A 21,531-nucleotide genomic window follows, 5' to 3' on the forward strand; every position below is an offset into this window, starting at 1 on the left:
AAAGAAGAACATGGCAAAACAGTTGATGATGACACTGCCGGACGAGGCAGCAACCGTGGCACTGGGTGGCCGTCTGGCACAAGCCTGCCAGCGGGCGACCACAGTGTTTTTGCATGGCACGCTTGGCGCCGGTAAAACCACCCTGACCCGCGGCTGGGTGCAGGGCCTTGGCCATCAGGGCAAGGTAAAAAGCCCGACTTACACTCTGGTCGAACCCTATGAGCTCGATGGCTGGCAGGTCTACCATTTTGATCTCTATCGCCTGGCTGATCCGGAAGAGCTGGAATTCATGGGCATTCGGGACTATTTTGCCGCCAACACTCTCTGTCTGGTGGAGTGGTCCGAGAAGGGCGAGGGCTGGTTACCGGCTCCCGACCTGGAAATTACCCTCACCTATGTAGGCGAGCAGCGCGAGGTTCTGATAGAGGCTCGCACTGCTATTGGCGAAGCCATTCTGGAACGGTTGTCATCTACGTGCGCTTGATCCTTGTTATTGCTCTCTCTTTGATGGCGTTACCCTCCTGGGCGAATCAGCTCAAGAGCGTACGAATCTGGCCATCACCGGATAACACCCGGGTGGTGCTCGATATGAGCAGCGCCCCCAATTACAACTACTTCACCCTCACCGGCCCGGATCGGCTGGTGATCGATCTGAAAGGGGCGAGCAACGCCGCCAATCTGGCCCGGATCGAGAACAACAGCGAACTGGTGCGCAAGATCCGCCAGAGTACACCGCTGGAGAAGGGCGGTTTGCGGCTGGTGATGGATCTCAGCTCCGCCATCAAGCCAGTGGTCTTTCCGCTGGCGCCAGCCGGGCCCTATGGCCACCGTCTGGTCATCGACCTTCCTTATGAAGAGAAGCGCTCGGCGGCTGCGGTGCAATCCACGCCTGTCGGTGGCAAGGGCAAGGGGGTGGTGATTGCCATCGACCCGGGCCACGGCGGGGAAGACCCGGGCTCCATTGGCCCGCGTCGTACCTACGAGAAGCGGGTCACGCTGGCGGTCTCCCAGAAGCTGGCTGCACTGATCGACCGCGAGCCGGGGATGCGCGCCGTGATGACCCGTCGTGGCGACTACTTCGTCGACCTCAACAAGCGCTCCGAGATTGCCCGCAAGGCGAAGGCGGATCTGCTGGTCTCTATCCATGCAGACAGTTTTCATAACTCGACCCCGCGCGGTGCCTCGGTCTGGGTCTTGTCGACCAACCGTGCCAACCGCGAGATGGGTAGCTGGCTGGAGAAGCAGGAGAAGCAGGGCGAACTGCTGGGCGGTGTCGGCAAGGTGTTGGCGGAATCTGATCCCAACCCCTATCTGGCGCAGACCTTCCTCGACCTCTCCATGGACAAGTCCCGTGCCGAAGGGTATGACGTCAGCCGCCAGATCCTGCGCTCCATGGGCAAGGTCGCCCGACTGCACAAGAAGGCGCCGGAACACGCCAGTCTGGCGGTGCTGAAGGCGCCGGATATTCCATCCGTGCTGGTCGAAACCGGCTTTATCTCCAACCATGCGGAAGAGAAGCTGCTGGCCACCGCCAGCTATCAGGACCAGCTGGCCCGTGCCATCTTCGAGGGGATCCGCAACTACTACCGCGCCCACCCGACCAAGGGGGCCATGCTGACCGGCAAGGGGCTGGTGAGCCAACCTGTCGCGACCACTCGCCCTGCACCGGTAGCCCGGCAGCCGGTGAGCCAGCCCAGGCAGGCACAGTCGCAGCCGGTAGTGACCAACAAGATGCCCGCCACCGCCCGCGACGGCGGTGCTGGGAGCGGCTCTGGCGTCGGGGTGATCAAGCCTTACTCGGCGGCAGCGCAGGAGAGCGGTGCACCGGTCAGCAGTGTGGGGGATTATGACAAATCGCGGATGCTCCGCCATGTGGTCAAACGGGGTGAGAGCCTCTCTCGCCTTGCCGAGAAGCATGGGGTGAGTCAGTCCACTCTGGTGGAGATCAACCAGCTGCGCAGCCGGGATATTCAGATCGGTCAGACCATCTATATTCCCCAGCAAGGGCAGAGCCGCGCTGCCGCCCCCGTTCGCAGTGACGACAAGTCGCAGATGATCCGCCATGTGGTCAAGCGGGGCGAGAGTCTCTCCCGCCTTGCCGAGAAACATGGGGTGAGTCAGGCTCGGCTGGTAGAGATCAACAAGCTCAAGTCGCGGAATATTCAGGTAGGGCAGGTGCTCTACATTCCGCAAAACTGACGCGCGGGAGCGGGTGATGCCGCTCCCGCTGTTAGCGAATACCATCAGCAAGATTGAAATTCAGGAGTCAGCGATGCCGATCCGTATATTGCCCCCTATCCTTGCCAACCAGATTCCGGTTGGTGGAGAGGTGGTAGAGCGGCCCTCCTGGAGCCTTAAGAGACTGACCATCCGCAAGATAGAAATTCAGGAGTAAATGATGCCGATCCGTATTTTGCCACCCATTCTGGCCAACCAGATTGCAGCCGGAGAGGTGGTGGAGCGGCCCTCTTCTGTGGTGAAAGAGCTGGTGGAAAACAGCCTGGATGCGGGGGCCGACCGGGTCGAGATCGACATCGACAAGGGGGGCGCCAAGCTGATCCGCATCCGTGATAACGGCTGTGGTGTCGCCAAAGATGAGCTGGTGCTGGCGCTGTCGCGTCATGCCACCTCCAAGGTGGCCACGCTGGACGATCTGGAAGGGATCAACAGCCTCGGCTTTCGTGGCGAGGCGCTCGCTTCCATCAGCTCGGTCTCCCGTCTCACCTTCACCTCCCGTACCGCCGAGCAGTCAGAAGCCTGGCAAGCCCAGGCGGAAGGGCGCGAGATGAGCGTCACCATCAAGCCGGCGGCCCATCCGGTGGGCACCACGGTGGAGGTGGTGGATCTCTTCTTCAATACCCCGGCGCGGCGCAAGTTCATGCGCAGCGAAAAGACCGAGTTTGCCCATATCGACGAGCTGGTGCGCCGCATCGCGCTCTCCCGCTTCGATGCCACCCTGATCCTGCGCCACAACGGCAAGGTGGTGCGCCAGTACAAGGCAGCCAATACCGTGCCGGAGCAGGAGCGACGTCTCGCCGCTGTTTGCGGTACTCCCTTCATGCACCATGCGCTGGCGGTGGAGAGCGAACACAGCGATGTGCGTTTGTGGGGCTGGCTGGCGACTCCGGAGGGGGCAAGACCGCAAAACGATCTGCAATACACCTACGTAAACGGCCGGATGATGCGCGACAAGCTCATCAACCACGCCATTCGTCAGGCCTATGACGAGTTGTTGCCTCCCGACCGCTTCGCCGCCTATGTGCTCTATATCGAGCTGGATCCCCGTCAGGTGGATGTCAACGTCCATCCGGCCAAGCATGAGGTGCGCTTCCATCAGGCGCGACTGATCCACGACTTTATCTTTCAGGCGCTGTTTACTGCGCTGCGCCGCGAAGGAGTCAGCGCCGCTCATCAGGATGTGCCGCTGGCCGAAACCCTGGTCGAGTTGCCGGTCAGTCCGCAGATCGAATATCCCGGTCAGGCACCGCGTACCGAGTGGTATGGCGCCGAACACAGCTATCGGGCGCCGGCGCAGGTGCGGGAAGGGGGCTGCGGGGGGGCAGGCCGGGCCAGCAACTATCAACCGCCCGAGCCGCCGAGCCGGGAGGCGATGCGTGGCATGGGCGCTCTGCTCACCACGCTGCCTATCGCAACTGCGACTGAGGCTGCTCCCGCACAGTCCACCGACACGGTGCCGTCACCCAAACAGGGGGGATGTCGCGCCCTGACACTGGTGGATCAGGCCTACCTGTTGATCGAGCGGGATAATCAGCTGGCGCTGCTCTCGCTGGTGCGCGCCGAGCGGGTGCTGCTGCGCCACTGGCTGCTGGAGACCTGGGGTCAGGGGCTGGCGGCCCAGCCGCTGTTGCTGCCGGTCTCCTTCAAGCTGCCGAAGAATTTGATCGCGCTGGTGACCGAGCAGGAGCGTTTGCTGAAACGGATGGGGCTGGAGTTGAAAAGCGGGGGGCGCGACACCATGATCCTGACTCGGGTGCCGGCTCTGCTGCGCCAGACCGATCTGGTGCGTCTGTTACCCGAATTGCTGCAAATTATCGAGGGCGGATCTGACAGTGATGCTGGTCAGCAGGCTGAAGTATTATGCCAATGGCTGGTGGAGCAGGGGATAAGCCGCGAGAAGATATACGATTTTTCAACTGCCAGTCGTCTGCTGACGGAACTTGTGACTGATTTCAGTGACCAGCTTGGTGACATGCGTATGGTGCGCCCGCTTTCGTTGGCGACCGTGCTGGAGGAGTTTGAACATGGCGAGTGACTTGCCGACCGCAATTTTTCTGATGGGGCCGACGGCCTCCGGCAAGACGGATCTCGCCATTGAACTGTGCCAGGCATTGCCTTGCGACATCATCAGCGTCGATTCTGCGCTGATCTATCGCGGCATGGATATAGGTACGGCCAAGCCCACCGCTGATGAACTGGCGCGGGCTCCGCACCGGCTGATAGACATTCTTGATCCCGCTGTGAGCTATTCGGCAGCCGATTTTTGCAAGGATGCCCTGCGGGAGATGAAAGAGATCGCCGACCGTGGCCGCATTCCGCTGCTGGTGGGCGGTACCATGCTCTATTTCAAGGCGTTGCTGGAGGGATTGTCCCCGCTGCCCTCCGCCGATCCCGCCATTCGTGCCGGGATTGAGGAAGAGGCTGCCCGCCTCGGTTGGCAGGCGCTGCACGACGAGCTGGTGCGCATTGACCCGGTGGCCGGGGCGCGAATTCACCCCAATGACCCGCAGCGACTCTCCCGGGCGCTGGAGGTCTACCGCATCAGCGGCAAGACACTTACCGAGCTGACGCAGGTGCAGGGGGAGGGCTTGCCCTATCGGGTGCTGCAGTTTGCCATCGCCCCGAGCGATCGCGCCGTGCTGCATCAGCGGATCGAACTGCGCTTTGACAAGATGCTGCAAGGCGGCTTTGAACAGGAGGTTCGTGCGCTGATGGCGCGCGGCGATCTGCACCCGGATCTTCCCTCCATTCGCTGTGTGGGTTATCGCCAAATGTGGGACTACCTGTGCGGTGAAGTGGGGTATGATGAGATGCGTTATCGTGGCATTGTTGCCACACGCCAATTGGCAAAACGACAGATGACTTGGTTGCGCGGCTGGCCCGACGTGACCTGGTTGGAATCTGGTGAGTCTGGCAATCTCGACCGCGTGCTTGCTCGCGCTGGTGCGGCTTGACACTCCCTGTATAATCAGGTTGTTATATTGATATTCGGTGTTTAAAAACAACAAACTATAAGGAAAAGAAAAATGGCTAAGGGGCAATCTCTCCAAGACCCGTTTTTGAATGCGCTGCGCCGTGAGCGGATTCCTGTTTCTATCTATTTGGTGAACGGCATCAAACTGCAAGGTCAGATCGAGTCTTTTGACCAGTTTGTTATCCTGCTGAAAAACACCGTGAGCCAGATGGTTTACAAGCACGCCATCTCGACTGTCGTACCGGCCCGTGCCGTCAATCATCACCAGCCCACTCCGGGTGGCGCGGCTGATGAACAGGGTGATGCCGAGGCGTGATATCCCTGGGCGAGTCGACTCGCCAACTCAGATTCATCATGATTCCTGTTAAGGAGCAAGCGCTTGTTTGACCGTTATGAAGCTGGCGAACAGGCCGTTCTGGTGCATGTCAACTTCAGTGATGAGGGTGAGCGGGAGGATCTGGAAGAGCTCAAGATGCTGGTGAGCTCGGCCGGAGTCAATGCGCTGGGGGTAATTACCACCAGTCGCAGTGCGCCCAGTGCCAAATTTTTTGTCGGCAGTGGCAAGGCTGAAGAGATCGCGTCCCAAGTCCAGATGCTGGATGCCGACGTCGTCATCTTCAACCATGCCCTGACCCCCGCCCAGGAGCGCAACCTGGAGCGTCTGTTCCAGTGCCGGGTGGTGGACCGAACCGGCCTGATCCTCGATATCTTTGCCCAGCGCGCCCGTACCCACGAAGGTAAACTGCAGGTCGAACTGGCCCAGTTGCGCCATCTTTCCACTCGTCTGGTGCGAGGCTGGACCCACCTTGAGCGTCAAAAGGGCGGGATCGGTCTGCGTGGCCCGGGTGAAACCCAGCTTGAAACTGACCGACGTCTGCTGCGGGAACGCATCAAGGCGATTTTGCGTCGGCTCGACAAGGTGGCCAAGCAGCGGGAGCAGGGACGCCGCGCCCGCAACCGCAACGAAGTGCCGACGGTGTCACTGGTTGGTTATACCAACGCCGGAAAGTCCACTTTGTTCAACCAACTTACAGCTGCCAGCGTGTATGCTGCCGACCAATTGTTCGCAACTCTGGATCCCACCCTGCGTAAACTGGTGATCCGGGATGTGGGTGATGTGATTTTGGCGGATACAGTTGGATTTATTCGACACTTGCCCCATGATCTGGTCGCGGCCTTCAAGGCGACCCTGCAGGAGACCCGTGAAGCGGACCTGCTGCTGCATGTGGTGGACTGTGCCGATGAGCAGATGCAGGAGAATATCGACTCCGTGCAGCAGGTGCTCGCCGAGATCGAAGCCGATGACAGGCCCCAGCTGATGATCTGCAACAAGATCGACAAGCTGGCGGATCGTCCGGCAGGTCTGGAGCGAGATGACGAGGGGCGCCCGTTGCGCGTCTGGTTGTCGGCCCAGACTGGTGAAGGTTGTGAGCATCTGTTTACGGCGCTGACCGAATTGCTGGCTGGCTCCATGGTGCATCACACCCTGCAGTTGCCTCCTTCTGCCGCGAGATTGCGCAGTGCGCTCTATCAGCTGAAAGGGATTGAGCAGGAAGGTTTTAGCGAGGAGGGTGATTTCGTGCTGGAAGTCCGCTTGCAAGTGGCCGACTGGAACCGCCTCGTGAAACAGGAAGGTGAGAGTTTACAACGCTTTATCAGGCATTGATTCGTTGATGAAGATGAACCCTTAGGGGCTTCGCAACGTATGATGGCCCGGTAGAGATGATATCCATCCGCATGTATTAATGGAGACGCTGATGGCTTGGAATGAGCCTGGTAACAACGGCAAAGACCGTGACCCTTGGGGGAATAACGGCAAGAATCAGGGACCCCCTGATCTGGATGAAATGCTGCGCAAGGTGAGTCGCCGTTTCGGTGGCTTGTTTGGTGGCGGCAAATCTGGCGGCGATGTAGGTCGCTTTGGTATCTCCATCGCGCTGGTTGTGGCTGTGGTGGTGTGGGTCGTCAGCGGCTTCTACACCATTCGCGAAGCGGAGCGTGGTGCCGTGCTGCGGTTTGGCAAGTTTTCCCATATTGTCGAGCCGGGCCTGCGCTGGAAGCCGACCTTTATCGATCAGGTGATCCCGGTGGACGTCGAGTCCGTGCGCTCCCTGCCTGCCTCCGGTTTCATGCTGACTCAGGATGAGAACGTGGTACGGGTCGAGATGGACGTGCAGTACCGTGTGGTCAATCCCGAGCAGTATCTGTTCAGCGTGACCAATGCCGACGAGAGTCTGGGTCAGGCCACCGATAGCGCCCTGCGCTATGTAGTGGGTCATACCCGGATGGATGACGTCCTGACTACCGGTCGTGAGAAAGTGCGTCAGGAGACTTGGCAGGTGATCGATGGCATCATCGAGCCCTACCAGATGGGTCTGCAGATCGTCGACGTCAACTTCCTGCCGGCGCGTCCGCCGGAAGAGGTGAAAGACGCCTTTGATGACGCCATCTCCGCTCAGGAAGATGAACAGCGCTTCATTCGTGAAGCAGAAGCCTATGCCCGTGAAGTGGAGCCCAAGGCCCGTGGCCAGGTGAAGCGTCTGGAGCAGGAAGCGGAAGCTTACAAATCCCAGATCGTGTTGAAAGCCCAGGGTGAAGTCGCTCGCTTCAACGAGCTGCTGCCCCAGTATCTGGCTGCCCCCGAGCTGACCCGTGAGCGTATCTATCTGGAAACGATGGAAGAGCTCTATCAGCAGGCCAACAAGGTGGTGGTCGACATGCCGGCTGGCAACAACAGCATGATCTACCTGCCGCTCGACAAGCTGTCTGGCAAGCCGAAGGCTGCCCAGTCTGATCGTGCCACTGTCGCCCCGGTCACAGAGCAGGTTCCCGTTTCCAACGAGGGTGCCAACTCTACGCCGACAATGCCGCTGCGTAGCGGTGACCGCTTCAGCTCAGGGAGAAACTGATAGATGAAAAAGCTAGCTATTGGTGCAATCGCTGTCGCGGCCATGGTCTGCTTCTCCTCTGTCTTTATCGTTGATGAAGGTCAGAAGGGGATTGTGGTGCAGTTTGGCAAGGTGAAGCGGGTTGACTCCGGTGAGCCCCGCCTCTATGAGCCGGGCCTGCACTTCAAGGTGCCGCTCATAGACCAGGTTCGCAAGATGGATGCCCGCATCCAGACCATTGACAGCCAGGCCGACCGTTTTGTCACCTCCGAGAAGAAAGACCTGATCATCGACTCCTACGTGAAGTGGAAGATCGAGGACTTCTCCAAGTACTACCTGGCAACCGGTGGTGGCAACAAGCTGCAGGCTGAAGATCTGCTCAAACGCAAGATCAATAACGGTCTGCGTTCCGAGATCGGTAACCGCACCATCAAGGACATCGTCTCCGGTGAGCGCAGTACCGTGATGGAAGATGCCCTGAAGAAGATGGCGCGCTCCTCCGAGCTCGGTATCAAGGTGGTGGATGTACGGATCAAGCAGATCAACCTGCCGGTGGAAGTCTCCAACTCCATCTACCAGCGGATGCGCGCCGAGCGTACCGCAGTTGCCCGTGAGCACCGCTCTCAGGGTCGCGAGAAGGCTGAAATCCTGCGTGCCGATATCGACCGCAAGGTGACCGTCATGATCGCCGACGCCGAGAGTAACGCTCGCCAGCTGCGCGGTGAAGGGGATGCGGAAGCCGCCAAGATCTATGCCGACAGCTACAAGAAAGACCCCGAGTTTTTCAGCTTCGTGCGTAGTATGGAGGCCTATCGCAAGAGCTTTGCCGGTGGCAACGACCTGATGGTATTGAAGCCGGACAGCGAGTTCTTCCGTTACCTCAAGTCTCCTCACGGCACCAAGCAGTAATCGCCACGAGGTCACATTCAAAGGGTCTGCATTGTCAGACCCTTTTGTTTTTGGTGCCAACGCCAGCCGTAAACCCAGGGGGCTGGTTGCATTCAAGGAGGTCGGATGCTGACATCCATGCTGATGGGGTTGGGATTGTTGCTGTTGTTCGAGGGGCTCTGCCCGCTGTTGATGCCCAGGGCATGGCAGCAGATGTTACGGCTGCTGAGCGATCAGCCACCGGAGCAGTTGCGCCGTATCGGCGGTTCGCTAGTGGTTGCGGGTAGCGTGATCCTCTGGATGCTGAGTCGCTGAGTCTGGCGCAATGCACTGTCCAGCAGATAGCAGACAATAAAAAAGAGGCCGAAGGCCTCTTTTTTCATGCATGTCGTTTACTCAGGCACTGCGCTGCACGGCCATGTGGGCCAGTGTTTCCAGCGCGTGCTTGTGCGGGGAGTCCGGCAGAATGGCGAGGGCGGCAATGGCCTTGTCAGCCTCTTCACGGGCACGCATGCGGGAGTACTCCAGCGCGCCAGTGCGGTCGAGAATGCCGAGGATCTGCTCAAGATGCTCCATGCCGTTGCGGTGCTCGATGGCATCGCGCACCAGCTGGCGCTCTTCCGGCGTACCCACTGCCATGGCGCGCAGCAGCGGCAGGGTCGGTTTGCCTTCGGCCAGATCGTCGCCGACGTTCTTGCCCATCTCTTCGCTCTGGGAGCAGTAGTCCATCACGTCATCGATGATCTGGAACGCGGTGCCCAGATACTTGCCGTAATCGGTCATGGCCTGCTCGACGGGCTCGGGCTGATGGGTCAGCACTGCGGCAAGGCGAGTGGCGGCCTCGAACAGCTTGGCGGTCTTGCAGTAGATGACCGTCATGTAGCTCTCTTCGGTGGTATCCGGGTCGTTGCAGTTCATCAGCTGCAACACTTCCCCTTCGGCTATGGTGTTGGTGGCATCCGATAGGATCTCCATCACCCGCAGGTTGGAGAGTTCGGCCATCATCTGGAAGGAGCGGCTATAGAGGTAGTCACCGACCAGCACGCTGGCGGCATTGCCAAACATGGCGTTGGCGGTCTCCCTGCCACGGCGCAGGTCGGATTCGTCGACCACGTCGTCATGCAGCAGGGTAGAGGTGTGAATGAATTCGATGATGGCGGCCAGTTTCAGGTGATCCTCACCCTCATAGCCCAGCGCACGCGCAGCCATCACGGTCAGCATGGGGCGCATCCGTTTCCCGCCGGCGCTGACAATGTAGAAACCCAGCTGATTAATCAGACTAACGTCGGACTGGAGTCGGGCCAGGATCAGTTCATTGACCGCCGTCATGTCGGCGGCACAGAGCGCACGGATAGTCTGTTGGTCCATAAGTCTCGTAACGTGACAGCAGCAATAACTGCGATTTTAGTAATGGCAGGGATTCTACACGATTTCACAATGGGTTACAGTTAGGCGTTTATCCACGGCGGCAGATATGCGCACAAAATAAACTTTTTGCTAAATTGGCCTTGCCTGAGCAGATCGATTTGCGTAGAATGCCCGCCCATTGTTATAGGTTTTTGCGCATGTCTAGCCTTGAGCAAAAGACATGCCTTTACGGAGTTAATCAAATGTACGCGGTATTCCAAAGCGGCGGAAAACAACACCGTGTGGCCGAAGGTCAAATCGTTCGTCTGGAAAAGCTGAACGTTGAGACTGGCGCTACCATCGACTTCAACGAAGTTTTGATGGTTGCTGCAGGCGACACTTTTAAAGTAGGTGCTCCTTTCGTTGAAGGTGGCAAGGTTGTAGCTGAAGTTGTGGCTCACGGCCGTGGCGAGAAAGTGACTATCGTCAAGTTCCGTCGTCGTAAGCACCATCGTAAGCAAGCGGGCCACCGTCAGTGGTTCACTGAAGTCAAAATCACTGGCATCAGCGCTTAATTAGAGGAGTCCGATAAATGGCACACAAAAAAGCTGGCGGTTCATCCCGCAACGGTCGCGATTCTGAAGCTAAACGCCTGGGCGTGAAGCGTTTCGGCGGCGAAACAGTTCTGGCTGGCAGCATCATCGTTCGTCAACGTGGTACCAAGTTCCACGCTGGCACCAACGTTGGTCTGGGCAAGGATCACACCCTGTTCGCTACCGCGACTGGTAAAATCCTGTTTGAAGTTAAAGGTCCGCTGAATCGTAAGTACGTTAGCATCGTTGCTGAGTAATTACGGACCGCAAGGATCCGAAGCCCCGCCAACAGGCGGGGCTTTTGTTTTTCTGACGTCTTTCTGATGTCGTTGACGAAAAAACGGAACGCAGCTGACTTTGGCTCTGACGGGCATGATTGGCAAGATGCGTATCGCCCGCAGGGGTCTGTACCACTATAATTGCGTATCGGTTTTTCGAATTAAGGTGACGGTTACCTATGAAGTTTGTTGATGAAGTCCAGATTCGAGTCGATGCCGGTGACGGTGGTAACGGTTGTGTAAGCTTTCGCCGTGAAAAATATATTCCCAACGGTGGTCCGGACGGCGGTGACGGCGGTGACGGTGGCGACGTGTATCTGATCGCCGACGAAAACCTCAATACCCTGATCGACTACCGTTTCGAGCGTTTCCATGCTGCCGAGCGCGGTGAGAATGGCCAGAGCGCCAACTGTACCGGTCGCCGCGGCAAGGACAAGATCCTGCGTGTGCCGGTCGGTACCCGTGCGACCGATGAAGATACCGGTGAACTGCTGGGGGACCTGACCCACCACGAGCAGAAGCTGCTGGTTGCCAAAGGTGGTTTCCACGGTCTGGGCAACACCCGCTTCAAGAGCTCCGTCAACCGTGCTCCCCGCCAGAAGAGTAATGGTACTCCGGGTGAAGTGCGTACCCTGAAGCTGGAGCTGCTGCTGCTGGCCGATGTCGGCATGCTGGGTCTGCCCAACGCAGGCAAGTCTACCTTTATTCGCGCCGTTTCTGCGGCTCGCCCGAAAGTAGCTGATTACCCCTTCACTACTCTGGTACCGAACCTGGGTGTGGTGCGTGGTGAGAACTCCCGCTCCTTCGTGATCGCCGATATCCCGGGTCTGATCGAAGGTGCTGCCGAAGGCGCAGGTCTGGGTATCCGCTTCCTGAAACACCTCGAGCGTTGCCGCGTGCTGATCCACCTGGTGGATATCTGCCCGGTTGATGGCTCCGATCCTGCTGAAAATGCCGTGACCATCGTCAAGGAGCTGGAGAAGTACAGCCCGGAACTGGCTGGCAAGCCGCGCTGGTTGGTGTTTAACAAGATGGACCTGATCCTGGAAGAAGAAGCTCAGGAGGTGATGGATCGCGTCAAGGCGGCCCTGAACCACGAAGGTCCGGTCTATGCCATCACTGCCATCAGCAAGGAAGGCACCAAGAAGGTCTGCTACGACATTCTGGATCTGCTGGATACCATGCCCCGTCAGCTGGCGGAAGATGCCAAAGACGCCATCGAGAAGGTGGAGTTCAAGTGGGATGACTACCACAAGAACCAGTTGGCCAAGGCTGAAGCGGAAGCACTGGCTGCCTCTCTTGCCTTCGATGAAGGGCTTGATGATGACGATTGGGATGACGACGAAGATGATGGCGTTGAAGTCATCTACGTCCGTGACTGATCCCCGTCACTCTCATTGAAAACCGGAGCCTGAACAGGCTCCGGTTTTTTTATGTCTATCGAGCAGCAACTCATTAGGTATATTTGTGATGTCACTTATTGCCTGCTACTGATAACCGATTATACTGCCCACCAAAATTAACAATAACGAAACAATCATCTGGCGATGTCGATTGAATCGATATGCGCCGCTGTATCTTATGGTTTTAATGGAAGGTTTGCCTGTGGAAATATTTATGCGCAAAATTCTGTCTTAAGGGCTTGTTTGTGCATTTTTTTGGAGTATTCTTGCGCCCGTTTTGCCGGTTAATGCATGAATACGCAGGTTGGCCGGGCTAGGGAAAAGTAACATTAGGGCAGTCATATCATGTTGGAAAAGAGTCTCGAAGCACCTGCGGTCAATACTCGCCGTAATTTGTTGATGTTTCTGGTTCCGTCACTCATCGGGATCCTACTGTTCATGACGCCGGTCGTCTATGACGGTAACGTCACCATCCCGGTGGCCGTGCTGGCCAAGCTGGTACAGCGCGTTTTTGCCGATTATCTGGTCGCCATGGTCAGTGCGGTGATCACCACCACCATGCTGATGACGCTGATTGCCTGGTTGTTCAAGCCAGCGATTCTGGTGCGTCGTCCTTTCCTCAACAGTTTGTTCAATGTCTCCCCTTTCTGGGCCTGCGTGCGGGTATTGGGCGGTATCTTCGTGCTGCTGACCTTCTTCCAGGTGGGGCCAGAGGTGCTTTACTCCGGCGCAACCGGTGGACTGGTGCTCAACGATCTGCTGCCGGTGCTGTTTTCAGTCTTCATTTTTGCCGGCCTGCTGCTGCCGTTGCTGCTCGATTTCGGGCTGCTGGAATTTGTCGGCACCATGATGACCCGCATCATGCGTCCGGTGTTCCGGTTGCCCGGTCGCTCTGCAGTGGACTGCTTTGCCTCCTGGCTTGGCGATGGCAGCGTCGGCATCCTGCTGACCAGCAAGCAGTACGAAGGGAAGTTCTACACCCAGCGTGAAGCTGCGGTGATTGGCACCACCTTCTCTGCGGTCTCCATCACCTTCTGTCTGGTGGTGATCTCCCAGGTGAAGCTGGAGCACATGTTTGTCCCCTTCTACCTGACCGTCTGTCTTGCGGGGGTGGTCGCCGCTATCGTGGTGCCGCGTTTGCCGCCACTTTGCTGGAAGAAGGACATCTATGCCGATGGCACTCCCCTGTGCCGCAAGCAGGAAGCCGTGCCACACCAGCACAGCGTGATGAGCTATGGCTTCGAGCGGGCGCTGACCAAGGCTGACAGCATGACTGATCTCGGCGCAGTCGCACGGGAAGGGGTGAAGAATGCACTGGATATGGTGTTTGGCGTGCTGCCGGTGGTAATGGCGATCGGTACCTGTGCCCTGATGCTGGCCGAACATACCCCTATCTTCAACTGGCTTGGTGCTCCGTTTGTCCCCTTGCTGGAGCTGCTGCAACTGCCTGAGGCGGAAGCGGCGTCCAAGACCATCATGGTCGGTTTTGCCGACATGTTCATTCCGGCGGTGCTGGCCTCGACCATCGAGAGCGACATGACCCGCTTCGTGATTGCCGCCATGTCGGTGACCCAGCTGATCTATATGTCCGAAGTGGGCGCCCTGCTGCTGGGCAGCAAGATCCCGGTCAAGTTGTGGGAGCTGTTCGTTATCTTCCTGCTGCGCACTCTGGTTACCTTGCCGGTTATTGCCGGGGTGGCACACCTGCTGTTCTAAGGACGCAACGCAGTGAAAAACGGTCAACCTCCGTTGACCGTTTTCTTTTTCGCAGTGACGGGAGAGAGTACCCCTTCGGTTGGCTCAGCCTGTAGTGACGGGACACTGGATAGTCAGCGAGTGGATTGTGTTGGCGATGCGATAGGGCTTTGCTGCCTTGTACACCTTCTTCTCGTCGTCATAGCTTCCCCCCAGATACTGGGTGCTGTAGAGCGTCTGCTGACGACGATCGGTCTCCTTGTAACCTTGCGGGCAGGTCTGGTTGGCCTGCTGGAAGCAGGCTTTCATGCTGCTGCATTCGATGTAGAAGCCGCGCTGGCTGGTATCGGCAAGGTGCACCGGGGTGACGGTGGGGGCGGGGGGAGACAACAGGGCGCAGCCGGAGAGTGTCAGCGCGCCCAGCAGAACGAGATGTTTTGACATAGATAACCTGAACAGTGTGGTGTGACAAAGAGTGAGGGGGAGTCTGTTGCTCCCCCTTCGCTATAGGGGCACCGTTATAACCAGCCCGGGGCGCTCAGGCCAGCCCGCAAATGTAAGAAAATATGATCCACCCACGGGCTTGTGCGGCCAGCAGGATGAGCGTTCAAACAATACTTGCCTGAGATTTGTTCCGTTCGATTGCTGCCGCTTGGCAGGCAGAGTGTGGCAGGAGATAGTGATTCATTCAGGTATCCCGTGCTACATTGCCCCACTTGTTACTGGCCTGTAAATCAATGGAGTGACCCATGTCTGCCATCCCCTATTCCGTGCTCGATCTGGTGCCTGTTGCCGAAGGTTCCGTGCCTGCCGAGTCATTTCGCCGTTCGCGGGAGCTTGCCCGCCATGCCGAGGGTTGGGGTTACCAGCGCTACTGGCTGGCCGAACATCACAACATGCCGGGCATTGCCAGTGCTGCCACCTCGGTGCTGATCGGCCATCTTGCCGAAGCCACCACCACTTTGCGGATCGGCGCGGGTGGCATCATGCTGCCGAACCACTCGCCGCTGGTGATTGCCGAACAGTTTGGCACCCTGGCCTCTCTCTATCCCGACCGCATCGATTTGGGCCTTGGTCGCGCCCCCGGGACCGATCAGCGCACCATGCGGGCTCTGCGGCGAATGCGCAGTGGTGAGGTGGATGATTTTCCGGCCGATGTGCGCGAGCTGATGAGCTACTTTGGCGACGAGATTGGCGCGGTGCAGGTGGTGCCTGGCCAGGGGCTGCATCTGCCTATTTGGCTGCTGGGTTCCAGCCTTTACAGCGCGCAACTGGCGGCGACGATGGGTTTGCCGTTCGGTTTTGCCTCCCATTTCGCGCCCGCCATGTTGCTGCAGGCGCTGGAGATCTATCGTAGCCAGTATCGCCCCTCTGCTAGCTGGCCCAAGCCCCATGCGGTGGTCTGTATCAATATGATCGCCGCCGACAGCGAGCAGGAGGCCCGCTTCCAGTTCACTACCGTGCAGCAGCAGTTCTTGCGCCTCCATCGCGGTGATGCGGGCAAGCTGCCCGCGCCGGTCGTCCAGCTTGGCGACGAGTGGGCGCCCCGTGAGCTGATGGCGATGGAGCAGACCTTGGCCCGCTCTCTGGTGGGCGATCCGGAGCAGGTTCGTCATGGACTCAAGGCGCTGCTGGCGGAAACCCGTGCCGATGAGCTGATGTTCAATGGCCCCATCGTCGATCATCAGGCCCGACTGCGCTCCTTTGAAATTGCCGCCGAGCTGATGCAGAGCCTGTAAGCCATGACGAACCCTATTGTCGCGGTGGATGAGGTGTATTGGAATCCCATGGTACCGGAGCTGTCGGTTACCGATCTGGCTCGAGCTCTGGTTTTCTATACCGGTTTGTTGGGCTTCTCGGTCCGCTATCGGCGCGATGACCCTCCTTTTGCTTATCTTGAGCAGCAACAGGTACAACTGATGCTGGAGCAGGTACATCCGGCGGGTTGGCAGGTCGGGGCGCTGGAGCCACCGTTTGGCCGGGGGATCAATCTGCAGATGGAGCTGACCGAGATCCAGCCGCTACTCGACCGCTTGCAGGCCGCCGGGATTGCACTTTTCCGGCAGCCCACTGAGGTCTGGTATCCAGTGGGCGAAATGCTGGCCGGGCAGCGCGAATTTTTGCTGCAGGATCCCGATGGTTATCTGTTACGGTTTGTGCAATATCTGGGGGAACGAGCGGCTGACTGACAAGATCAAAATCTTAACCATCTGATTTTAAAGGACTGTCAGATGTATGTCGGCCATCTGTCGTGTCACCTTTCGCGGCGCAAGCCCTATGCTGGCCCTGTCAATTACCACAAGGAGTTCGAGATGATCGTCAGGAAGTTGAGATTGCAACGGGGTTGGTCTCAGGATCAGTTGGCAACGTTAACTGGTTTGAGTGTCCGCACTATCCAGCGGATCGAGCAGGGGCAGCAACCCGGACTGGAATCTCTCAAGGCCCTGGCCGCCGTCTTTGAACTCGATGTGGCTCAACTGGTTGGATCAGAGCAACAGGAGCGCGAGATGAGAGGAAGTGACACTATGGGTCAGGATGCGGTGCAGGTATCGGCAGAGGAGCGGGCGGCAATGCGCTATGTGGAGGAGCTCAAGGGCTTCTATCACCATGTCGCCAGCTACGTGGTGGTGATCTGCGGGCTGTTTGTCATCAACTACCTGAGCAATCCGGAGTACATCTGGGCATGGTGGCCAACCCTGGGTTGGGGGCTGGGACTTGCCTCCCATGCTGTTCGGGTGTTTCAGCCCTTCAAGCTGTTTGGCCCCGAGTGGGAGCGGCGCCAGATCGAGAAGCGGCTGGGGCGCAAGTTGTAACTTCATTCGCCGGAAAACAGGGAACCTAAAACAGCAAGCCCGGCAACCTGCCGGGCTTTGTTATTGGAGCGGGTTGTTGCCATCCGTGCGGCAGCGACCGCCAGATTGCAGCGCACTCCCTAGCTGGCGTGAACTGGGCAGGGGGTGGTGATCAGGGCATCATCCTCGTAGCGCCACAGGGTGAGGCTGTTGCCCCAGACGCAGCCGGTATCGAGCGCCTTGATATCGCTCTTGCCGGTGTTGCCCATCAGGGCCGCCCAGTGGCCGAACACCAGAATGGGATCATCCACGTGATGCTCGCGCTGCTCGAACCAGGGACGCAGCCCCGGGGTCGACTCCTTGGGCCCCTTCTTGCATTTGAAGTCGAGACTACCGTCGAAATAGCAGAAGCGCATCCGGGTGAAGGTGTTGATGATGTAGCGGTAGCGGTCGATCCCGACCAGATCATCTTTCCAGCCATCGGGCTGGTCACCGTACATGTTGTGCAGCAGCCAGCTGTACTGGTCACCGCGCAGCAGGCTCTCTACCTCGCGGGCGCAGTTGCGCGCGGTGCGGACATCCCATGCGGGGGAGATCCCGGCATGCACCATCATGATGGGGAGATCCGGATGTTCGGCCAGTAGCGGGCGGTGGCGCAGCCACTCCAGCAGTTCATCCCGATCAGGGGCATCCATCAGGCTTTGCAGCTTGTCTTTCTTCTTGAGCGGTGCAACGCCATTAGCGACCGCCAGCAGGTGCAGGTCGTGGTTGCCGAGCACGGTAACGGCGCGGTTACCCAGCCCTTTGACAAAACGCAGGGTATTGAGGGAGTCCGGGCCGCGGGCGACCAGATCGCCGCAGAGCCAGAGCACGTCTTGGTCGGGATCGAACGCGGCAAGATCCAGCAGACGGCGCAAGTCGTCGTAACAGCCCTGGATGTCACCGACAAAACAGTTCGCCATGAAACCTCAGTTGATAATATTGGGGATGGCCAGCGTGAAGGGGGCGATGGGCGCCTCGAATTGCTGACCAGAGCCATCTTGCAGGGTATAGCTTCCTTCCATCACCCCAAGCGGGGTCGCCAGCGGCACGCCGCTCTGGTAGCGGTAGGTCTCACCTTCGGCAATGACGGGTTGCTCCCCGACCACGCCCGGGCCTGCCACTTCCAGCATCTTGCCATTGGCATCGGTGATGAGCCAGCGCCGATGCAGCAGTTGCACCGGGCCGGGCCCCAGATTCTCAATCTCGATCAGATAGTGAAACTGGTAAGGGTCTCTGGAGCCCGCCACATACAGGGGGTATGGGCGGATCTCGATGTGCGGGAGTGCCACAGGATCAGGCCTGTTGCTGATCCGCCAGCCAGTTGGCGATCATGACAAACTGCTCGAGGGAGAGATTCTCCGGGCGCAGGTTGCCATCGATACCAAGCTCGGTCAGCTGGGCGTCGGTGATGAAGTTGGAGAAGCTGTTGCGGATGGTCTTGCGACGCTGGCCAAAGCCTTCGGTACAGACGCGATTCAGACAACGAATGTCTTTTGCGACTATGGTCGGATTCTTGTGCGGGATCAGGCGAACTACAGCAGAGTCCACCTTTGGCGCCGGTTTGAAGGCACCCGGGCCCACTTCCAGCACCGGCACCACCTGGCAGTAGTACTGGGTCATCACGCTCAGACGGCCATAAGCCTTGCTGCCCGGGCCTGCGGCCAGACGCAACACCACTTCCTTTTGCAGCATGAAGTGCATGTCTTCTACCCGATCAGCGAACTCGCACAGGTGGAAGATGAGCGGGGTGGAGATGTTGTAGGGCAGGTTGCCGAAGATACGTAGCGGCCCCTTGCCTTCACCCATCAGGGTGCCGAAGTCAAAACGCATGGCATCAGCTTCGATGACGGTGAGCTTGTCTTTGAGGGTCGGGTGCTCGCGCAGGCGAGCTGCCAGGTCCCGGTCAAGCTCGACCACGGTCATTTTGTCCATCTGGGCGGCAACCGGCTCGGTCAGCGCGGCCAGACCCGGACCGATCTCCACCAGATTCTGACCCGGCTGCGGGTTGATGGCGGCGACGATCTGATCGATCACATACCGGTCGTGCAAGAAGTTCTGACCGAAACGCTTACGGGCCGTGTGGCCCATGTGCACCTTACTGCTCATATCTTTTTTTCTCTACCATCTTGATGGCGTGGTTAATCGCGGTGACAAGGCTGCCCGGATCAGCCAGGCCCTTGCCTGCCAGATCCAGCGCGGTGCCGTGATCCACCGAAGTGCGGATGAAGGGAAGCCCCAGGGTGATATTGACCGAACTGCCGAAGCCCTTGTATTTGAGCACAGGCAGCCCCTGGTCGTGGTACATGGCGAGTACCGCATCCGCATCCTTGAGGTATTTCTCCTGGAACAGGGTGTCGGCCGGCAAAGGGCCGACCAGATCGATCCCTTCCTGGCGCAGCGTGGCCAGGGCGGGTTCGATCACGTCAATCTCTTCACGTCCAAGATGGCCACCTTCCCCCGCATGGGGGTTGAGGCCGCAGACGTAAATACGGGGTTTGGCGATGCCAAACTTGGTGGCGAGATCCTCGTTGAGGATCCGGATCACCTTGCCGAGGCGCTCCTCGGTGATGGCCATCGCCACATAGGCCAGCGGAATATGGGTGGTCGCCAGTGCGACCCGCAGCCCCTCGGTTGCCAGCATCATCACCACATCGGCGGTGTTGGATTGCTGTGCAAAGAACTCGGTGTGGCCGCTGAACGAGACCCCGGCCTGGTTGATGATCCCCTTGTGCACCGGCCCGGTCACCACGGCGGCAAATTCGCCGCTCATGTTGCCATCACAGGCGCGCTGCAGGGTTGCCAGCACATAGGCGCCGTTGCCTTCGTTCAGCTCGCCCGGTACCACAGAGGTACCGAGAGAGACAGAACATACCGTCAGGGTGCCGGCTCGCTGCGGTTGAGCAGGTTGACGGGCATCATAGGGCTCAAGCTCGATGGGCAGCCCAAGCAGGGTTGCCCGCTCGCACAGCAGCGCCGGATCGGCGATCACCACCAACTGGTGGGGCCAATCCTGCTGGGCAATCTGCAGCACCAGATCCGGGCCGATCCCGGCCGGTTCGCCCGGGGTAACGGCAAGGCGACGGCAGCTCATCAGCTACCGGCTCCTTCGATCTGGATGTAGGCCTCGTCACGCAGCTCGTCCAGCCACGCCTGGGACTCTTCCACGAAGCGACGGTTGTAGATCAGCTGGTAGGCGCGCTGCTCCTGCGCCTTGTCGGTCGCATCCTGGCTGCGACGATCTTCCACCTGCACGATGTGCCAGCCGTGGCTGGTACGGAACGGGGCACTGATCTGGCCCGGTTGCAGACGGTTGACCATGTCGCGGAACTCGGGGACATAGACGTTGGGATCAGACCAGCCCAGTTCGCCACCCTGCACCGCAGAGCCCGGATCTTCGGAGTACTTCTCCGCCATGCTGGCGAAGCTGGCCTTGCCGCTCTTGATGTCGTGCAGAATGCCGTCCAGCATCCCCTTGGCTTTCTCTTCGCTCAGGATGATGGAGGGCTTGATCAGGATGTGACGGGCCTTCACCTCGGTCTGCATCACTTGTTGCTGACCCTTGGTGTCGAACACCTTGACGATGTGCAGACCGGCGCCGGAGCGCAGCGGGCCGACGATATCGCCCTTCTGGGCACCCTGTACCGCTTCCGCCATCAGGGTCGGCATCTCTTGCGGGCTCATCCAGCCCCAATCACCCCCTTCCAGCGCCTTGGGTCCGTTACTCTCGGCAATGGCCAGTTTGCGGAAGTCGGCCCCCTGCTTGAGAGCGGTCAGAATGCGTTCGATCTTGCTCTTGGCGGCATCCAGCTGGGCGGCGGTGGGGTTGTCCGGCAGGGCAATCTGGATATGGCCGACGTGGTATTCGTTCTGCTGTTGACCCTGTTTCTTCAGGATCTCCACCACCTGCTTCACCTCCTGCTCGGAGATGTTGATACGGCGGCGCACCTGGTTGCGGCGCACCTCGTTCATCAGGATCTCGCGGCGAACCTCTTCCCGATATTGGGCATAGGTCATCCCTTCACGGGCGAGCTGGGCCCGCAGCTGATCCAGGGTCATCTTGTTGTCGGCAGCGATGCCCTGAATAGCCTGTTCCAGCTGGGTGTCGCTGATCTTCAGCCCCTGGCGCTCCGCCAGTTGCAGCTGCAGGCTCTCCTGGATCAGCCGATCCAGCGCCTGTTTGCGCAGGGTGGCGTCGTCAGGCAGGGACTGGCCGCTCTCCTGAGCGGAGAGTTTTACCTTGTTGACCAGTGCGTCCTGTTGGCTGGACAGCACCACGTCCTTGTTGACCACGGCCAGAACCTTGTCCATCAGCTCGGGCGCAGCCAGTGCGGCCTGGCTCATGGCGCCGAACATTCCCGCGGTCAGCAGGGCAATCAGGGTCTTTTTCATATCC

The 21,531-nt window shown here is 59.0% G+C and carries 24 protein-coding genes; 17 read left to right on the forward strand and 7 right to left on the reverse strand.

The window, feature by feature from the left end; translation table 11 throughout:
* Window positions 1-10 precede the first annotated feature (10 nt).
* The 10 genes from tsaE (at window position 11) to AB5Z09_RS00410 (ending at window position 9,303) form a co-directional block, all read left to right on the forward strand.
* Window positions 11-484 (forward strand): tRNA (adenosine(37)-N6)-threonylcarbamoyltransferase complex ATPase subunit type 1 TsaE, encoded by a 474-nt coding sequence (gene tsaE / locus AB5Z09_RS00365; RefSeq protein ID WP_368194355.1) that lies wholly within the window; start codon window positions 11-13, stop codon window positions 482-484.
* Window positions 485-507: 23 nt separating this feature from the next.
* The gene (locus tag AB5Z09_RS00370; RefSeq protein WP_368194356.1) at window positions 508-2,199 is read left to right on the forward strand and encodes an N-acetylmuramoyl-L-alanine amidase; all 1,692 of its coding nucleotides are present in this window, start codon (window positions 508-510) and stop codon (window positions 2,197-2,199) included.
* A gap of 16 nt (window positions 2,200-2,215) precedes the next feature.
* Window positions 2,216-2,395 carry a hypothetical protein gene (locus AB5Z09_RS00375; protein WP_047436150.1) on the forward strand — a complete coding sequence of 60 codons (180 nt, stop codon included), beginning with the start codon at window positions 2,216-2,218 and terminating at the stop codon, window positions 2,393-2,395.
* Window positions 2,396-2,398: 3 nt separating this feature from the next.
* Window positions 2,399-4,273, forward strand: a complete 1,875-nt coding sequence (mutL, locus tag AB5Z09_RS00380; RefSeq protein ID WP_368194377.1) for a DNA mismatch repair endonuclease MutL — start codon at window positions 2,399-2,401, stop codon at window positions 4,271-4,273.
* Window positions 4,263-5,192 carry a tRNA (adenosine(37)-N6)-dimethylallyltransferase MiaA gene (gene miaA, locus AB5Z09_RS00385; RefSeq protein ID WP_167570505.1) on the forward strand — a complete coding sequence of 310 codons (930 nt, stop codon included), beginning with the start codon at window positions 4,263-4,265 and terminating at the stop codon, window positions 5,190-5,192. Before mutL ends, miaA begins: the two co-directional genes overlap by 11 nt.
* A 72-nt stretch (window positions 5,193-5,264) precedes the next feature.
* Window positions 5,265-5,528: an RNA chaperone Hfq gene (hfq, locus tag AB5Z09_RS00390; protein WP_005339045.1), complete on the forward strand. Its 264-nt coding sequence runs from the start codon at window positions 5,265-5,267 to the stop codon at window positions 5,526-5,528.
* A gap of 63 nt (window positions 5,529-5,591) precedes the next feature.
* Window positions 5,592-6,878, forward strand: a complete 1,287-nt coding sequence (hflX, locus tag AB5Z09_RS00395) for a ribosome rescue GTPase HflX (protein WP_005339043.1) — start codon at window positions 5,592-5,594, stop codon at window positions 6,876-6,878.
* 91 nt (window positions 6,879-6,969) lie between these two features.
* Window positions 6,970-8,121: an FtsH protease activity modulator HflK gene (gene hflK, locus AB5Z09_RS00400; protein ID WP_005339041.1), complete on the forward strand. Its 1,152-nt coding sequence runs from the start codon at window positions 6,970-6,972 to the stop codon at window positions 8,119-8,121.
* 3 nt (window positions 8,122-8,124) lie between these two features.
* Window positions 8,125-9,009, forward strand: coding sequence for a protease modulator HflC (gene hflC, locus AB5Z09_RS00405; protein WP_005339038.1), 885 nt, complete (start codon window positions 8,125-8,127; stop codon window positions 9,007-9,009).
* 105 nt (window positions 9,010-9,114) lie between these two features.
* The gene (locus tag AB5Z09_RS00410) at window positions 9,115-9,303 is read left to right on the forward strand and encodes a DUF2065 family protein (RefSeq protein WP_127007877.1); all 189 of its coding nucleotides are present in this window, start codon (window positions 9,115-9,117) and stop codon (window positions 9,301-9,303) included.
* 81 nt (window positions 9,304-9,384) lie between these two features.
* Here the strand turns inward: AB5Z09_RS00410 and ispB are convergent, their stop codons facing one another.
* Entirely contained in the window at window positions 9,385-10,356 is a 972-nt protein-coding gene (gene ispB / locus AB5Z09_RS00415; protein ID WP_043822979.1) for an octaprenyl diphosphate synthase, read from the reverse strand.
* A gap of 242 nt (window positions 10,357-10,598) precedes the next feature.
* On the opposite strand from ispB, the gene rplU reads away from it, so the two are divergent.
* From rplU to AB5Z09_RS00435, 4 genes are all read left to right on the forward strand, one after another.
* Complete coding sequence (rplU, locus tag AB5Z09_RS00420; protein ID WP_005304210.1) at window positions 10,599-10,910, forward strand: 50S ribosomal protein L21; 312 nt, start codon at window positions 10,599-10,601, stop codon at window positions 10,908-10,910.
* Window positions 10,911-10,927: 17 nt separating this feature from the next.
* Window positions 10,928-11,185, forward strand: a complete 258-nt coding sequence (gene rpmA, locus AB5Z09_RS00425; RefSeq protein ID WP_005339028.1) for a 50S ribosomal protein L27 — start codon at window positions 10,928-10,930, stop codon at window positions 11,183-11,185.
* A gap of 200 nt (window positions 11,186-11,385) precedes the next feature.
* A complete protein-coding gene (cgtA, locus tag AB5Z09_RS00430; protein ID WP_005339026.1) occupies window positions 11,386-12,588 on the forward strand; it encodes an Obg family GTPase CgtA in 1,203 nt (400 codons plus the stop codon).
* Between the two features lie 366 nt (window positions 12,589-12,954).
* Window positions 12,955-14,325: a YjiH family protein gene (locus AB5Z09_RS00435; protein WP_064338715.1), complete on the forward strand. Its 1,371-nt coding sequence runs from the start codon at window positions 12,955-12,957 to the stop codon at window positions 14,323-14,325.
* An 84-nt stretch (window positions 14,326-14,409) separates the two neighbouring features.
* Here AB5Z09_RS00435 and AB5Z09_RS00440 read toward each other — a convergent pair whose 3' ends face one another.
* Window positions 14,410-14,748 (reverse strand): hypothetical protein, encoded by a 339-nt coding sequence (locus AB5Z09_RS00440; RefSeq protein ID WP_100646709.1) that lies wholly within the window; start codon window positions 14,746-14,748, stop codon window positions 14,410-14,412.
* A gap of 305 nt (window positions 14,749-15,053) precedes the next feature.
* On the opposite strand from AB5Z09_RS00440, the gene AB5Z09_RS00445 reads away from it, so the two are divergent.
* The 3 genes from AB5Z09_RS00445 to AB5Z09_RS00455 all read left to right on the forward strand — a co-directional run bounded on the left by AB5Z09_RS00445 (window position 15,054) and on the right by AB5Z09_RS00455 (window position 17,117).
* A complete protein-coding gene (locus tag AB5Z09_RS00445) occupies window positions 15,054-16,043 on the forward strand; it encodes an MsnO8 family LLM class oxidoreductase (protein ID WP_368194359.1) in 990 nt (329 codons plus the stop codon).
* A 3-nt stretch (window positions 16,044-16,046) separates the two neighbouring features.
* Window positions 16,047-16,493 (forward strand): bleomycin resistance protein, encoded by a 447-nt coding sequence (locus AB5Z09_RS00450; RefSeq protein WP_368194361.1) that lies wholly within the window; start codon window positions 16,047-16,049, stop codon window positions 16,491-16,493.
* A 123-nt stretch (window positions 16,494-16,616) separates the two neighbouring features.
* Window positions 16,617-17,117, forward strand: a complete 501-nt coding sequence (locus AB5Z09_RS00455) for a 2TM domain-containing protein (RefSeq protein ID WP_368194362.1) — start codon at window positions 16,617-16,619, stop codon at window positions 17,115-17,117.
* 119 nt (window positions 17,118-17,236) lie between these two features.
* Here AB5Z09_RS00455 and AB5Z09_RS00460 read toward each other — a convergent pair whose 3' ends face one another.
* Genes AB5Z09_RS00460 through surA form a run of 5 tightly spaced genes read right to left on the reverse strand, consistent with a single transcriptional unit; the run spans window position 17,237 to window position 21,527 of the window.
* Complete coding sequence (locus AB5Z09_RS00460) at window positions 17,237-18,058, reverse strand: symmetrical bis(5'-nucleosyl)-tetraphosphatase (protein WP_368194364.1); 822 nt, start codon at window positions 18,056-18,058, stop codon at window positions 17,237-17,239.
* Window positions 18,059-18,064: 6 nt separating this feature from the next.
* Window positions 18,065-18,427 (reverse strand): Co2+/Mg2+ efflux protein ApaG, encoded by a 363-nt coding sequence (gene apaG, locus AB5Z09_RS00465; RefSeq protein ID WP_204419561.1) that lies wholly within the window; start codon window positions 18,425-18,427, stop codon window positions 18,065-18,067.
* A gap of 4 nt (window positions 18,428-18,431) precedes the next feature.
* Complete coding sequence (rsmA, locus tag AB5Z09_RS00470) at window positions 18,432-19,244, reverse strand: 16S rRNA (adenine(1518)-N(6)/adenine(1519)-N(6))-dimethyltransferase RsmA (RefSeq protein ID WP_005339016.1); 813 nt, start codon at window positions 19,242-19,244, stop codon at window positions 18,432-18,434.
* Window positions 19,234-20,229 carry a 4-hydroxythreonine-4-phosphate dehydrogenase PdxA gene (gene pdxA, locus AB5Z09_RS00475; RefSeq protein ID WP_368194366.1) on the reverse strand — a complete coding sequence of 332 codons (996 nt, stop codon included), beginning with the start codon at window positions 20,227-20,229 and terminating at the stop codon, window positions 19,234-19,236. The genes rsmA and pdxA overlap by 11 nt, the downstream gene beginning before the upstream one ends.
* Window positions 20,229-21,527 carry a peptidylprolyl isomerase SurA gene (surA, locus tag AB5Z09_RS00480; RefSeq protein WP_368194367.1) on the reverse strand — a complete coding sequence of 433 codons (1,299 nt, stop codon included), beginning with the start codon at window positions 21,525-21,527 and terminating at the stop codon, window positions 20,229-20,231. Before surA ends, pdxA begins: the two co-directional genes overlap by 1 nt.
* Between the last annotated feature and the right edge of the window lie 4 nt (window positions 21,528-21,531).

The organism is Aeromonas sp. R2-2 (genome assembly GCF_040908355.1).
Taxonomy (GTDB): domain Bacteria; phylum Pseudomonadota; class Gammaproteobacteria; order Enterobacterales; family Aeromonadaceae; genus Aeromonas; species Aeromonas veronii.

What these genes read in the sequence shown, in the direction of transcription:
- tsaE (WP_368194355.1), top strand. Translation starts at nt 11, where the DNA reads ATGGCAAAACAGTTGATGATGACACTGCCGGACGAGGCAGCAACCGTG.
- AB5Z09_RS00370 (WP_368194356.1), top strand. Translation starts at nt 508, where the DNA reads ATGGCGTTACCCTCCTGGGCGAATCAGCTCAAGAGCGTACGAATCTGG.
- AB5Z09_RS00375 (WP_047436150.1), top strand. Translation starts at nt 2,216, where the DNA reads ATGCCGCTCCCGCTGTTAGCGAATACCATCAGCAAGATTGAAATTCAG.
- mutL (WP_368194377.1), top strand. Translation starts at nt 2,399, where the DNA reads ATGCCGATCCGTATTTTGCCACCCATTCTGGCCAACCAGATTGCAGCC.
- miaA (WP_167570505.1), top strand. Translation starts at nt 4,263, where the DNA reads ATGGCGAGTGACTTGCCGACCGCAATTTTTCTGATGGGGCCGACGGCC.
- hfq (WP_005339045.1), top strand. Translation starts at nt 5,265, where the DNA reads ATGGCTAAGGGGCAATCTCTCCAAGACCCGTTTTTGAATGCGCTGCGC.
- hflK (WP_005339041.1), top strand. Translation starts at nt 6,970, where the DNA reads ATGGCTTGGAATGAGCCTGGTAACAACGGCAAAGACCGTGACCCTTGG.
- hflC (WP_005339038.1), top strand. Translation starts at nt 8,125, where the DNA reads ATGAAAAAGCTAGCTATTGGTGCAATCGCTGTCGCGGCCATGGTCTGC.
- AB5Z09_RS00410 (WP_127007877.1), top strand. Translation starts at nt 9,115, where the DNA reads ATGCTGACATCCATGCTGATGGGGTTGGGATTGTTGCTGTTGTTCGAG.
- ispB (WP_043822979.1), bottom strand. Translation starts at nt 10,356, where the DNA reads ATGGACCAACAGACTATCCGTGCGCTCTGTGCCGCCGACATGACGGCG.
- rplU (WP_005304210.1), top strand. Translation starts at nt 10,599, where the DNA reads ATGTACGCGGTATTCCAAAGCGGCGGAAAACAACACCGTGTGGCCGAA.
- rpmA (WP_005339028.1), top strand. Translation starts at nt 10,928, where the DNA reads ATGGCACACAAAAAAGCTGGCGGTTCATCCCGCAACGGTCGCGATTCT.
- cgtA (WP_005339026.1), top strand. Translation starts at nt 11,386, where the DNA reads ATGAAGTTTGTTGATGAAGTCCAGATTCGAGTCGATGCCGGTGACGGT.
- AB5Z09_RS00435 (WP_064338715.1), top strand. Translation starts at nt 12,955, where the DNA reads ATGTTGGAAAAGAGTCTCGAAGCACCTGCGGTCAATACTCGCCGTAAT.
- AB5Z09_RS00440 (WP_100646709.1), bottom strand. Translation starts at nt 14,748, where the DNA reads ATGTCAAAACATCTCGTTCTGCTGGGCGCGCTGACACTCTCCGGCTGC.
- AB5Z09_RS00445 (WP_368194359.1), top strand. Translation starts at nt 15,054, where the DNA reads ATGTCTGCCATCCCCTATTCCGTGCTCGATCTGGTGCCTGTTGCCGAA.
- AB5Z09_RS00450 (WP_368194361.1), top strand. Translation starts at nt 16,047, where the DNA reads ATGACGAACCCTATTGTCGCGGTGGATGAGGTGTATTGGAATCCCATG.
- AB5Z09_RS00455 (WP_368194362.1), top strand. Translation starts at nt 16,617, where the DNA reads ATGATCGTCAGGAAGTTGAGATTGCAACGGGGTTGGTCTCAGGATCAG.
- AB5Z09_RS00460 (WP_368194364.1), bottom strand. Translation starts at nt 18,058, where the DNA reads ATGGCGAACTGTTTTGTCGGTGACATCCAGGGCTGTTACGACGACTTG.
- rsmA (WP_005339016.1), bottom strand. Translation starts at nt 19,244, where the DNA reads ATGAGCAGTAAGGTGCACATGGGCCACACGGCCCGTAAGCGTTTCGGT.
- pdxA (WP_368194366.1), bottom strand. Translation starts at nt 20,229, where the DNA reads ATGAGCTGCCGTCGCCTTGCCGTTACCCCGGGCGAACCGGCCGGGATC.
- surA (WP_368194367.1), bottom strand. Translation starts at nt 21,527, where the DNA reads ATGAAAAAGACCCTGATTGCCCTGCTGACCGCGGGAATGTTCGGCGCC.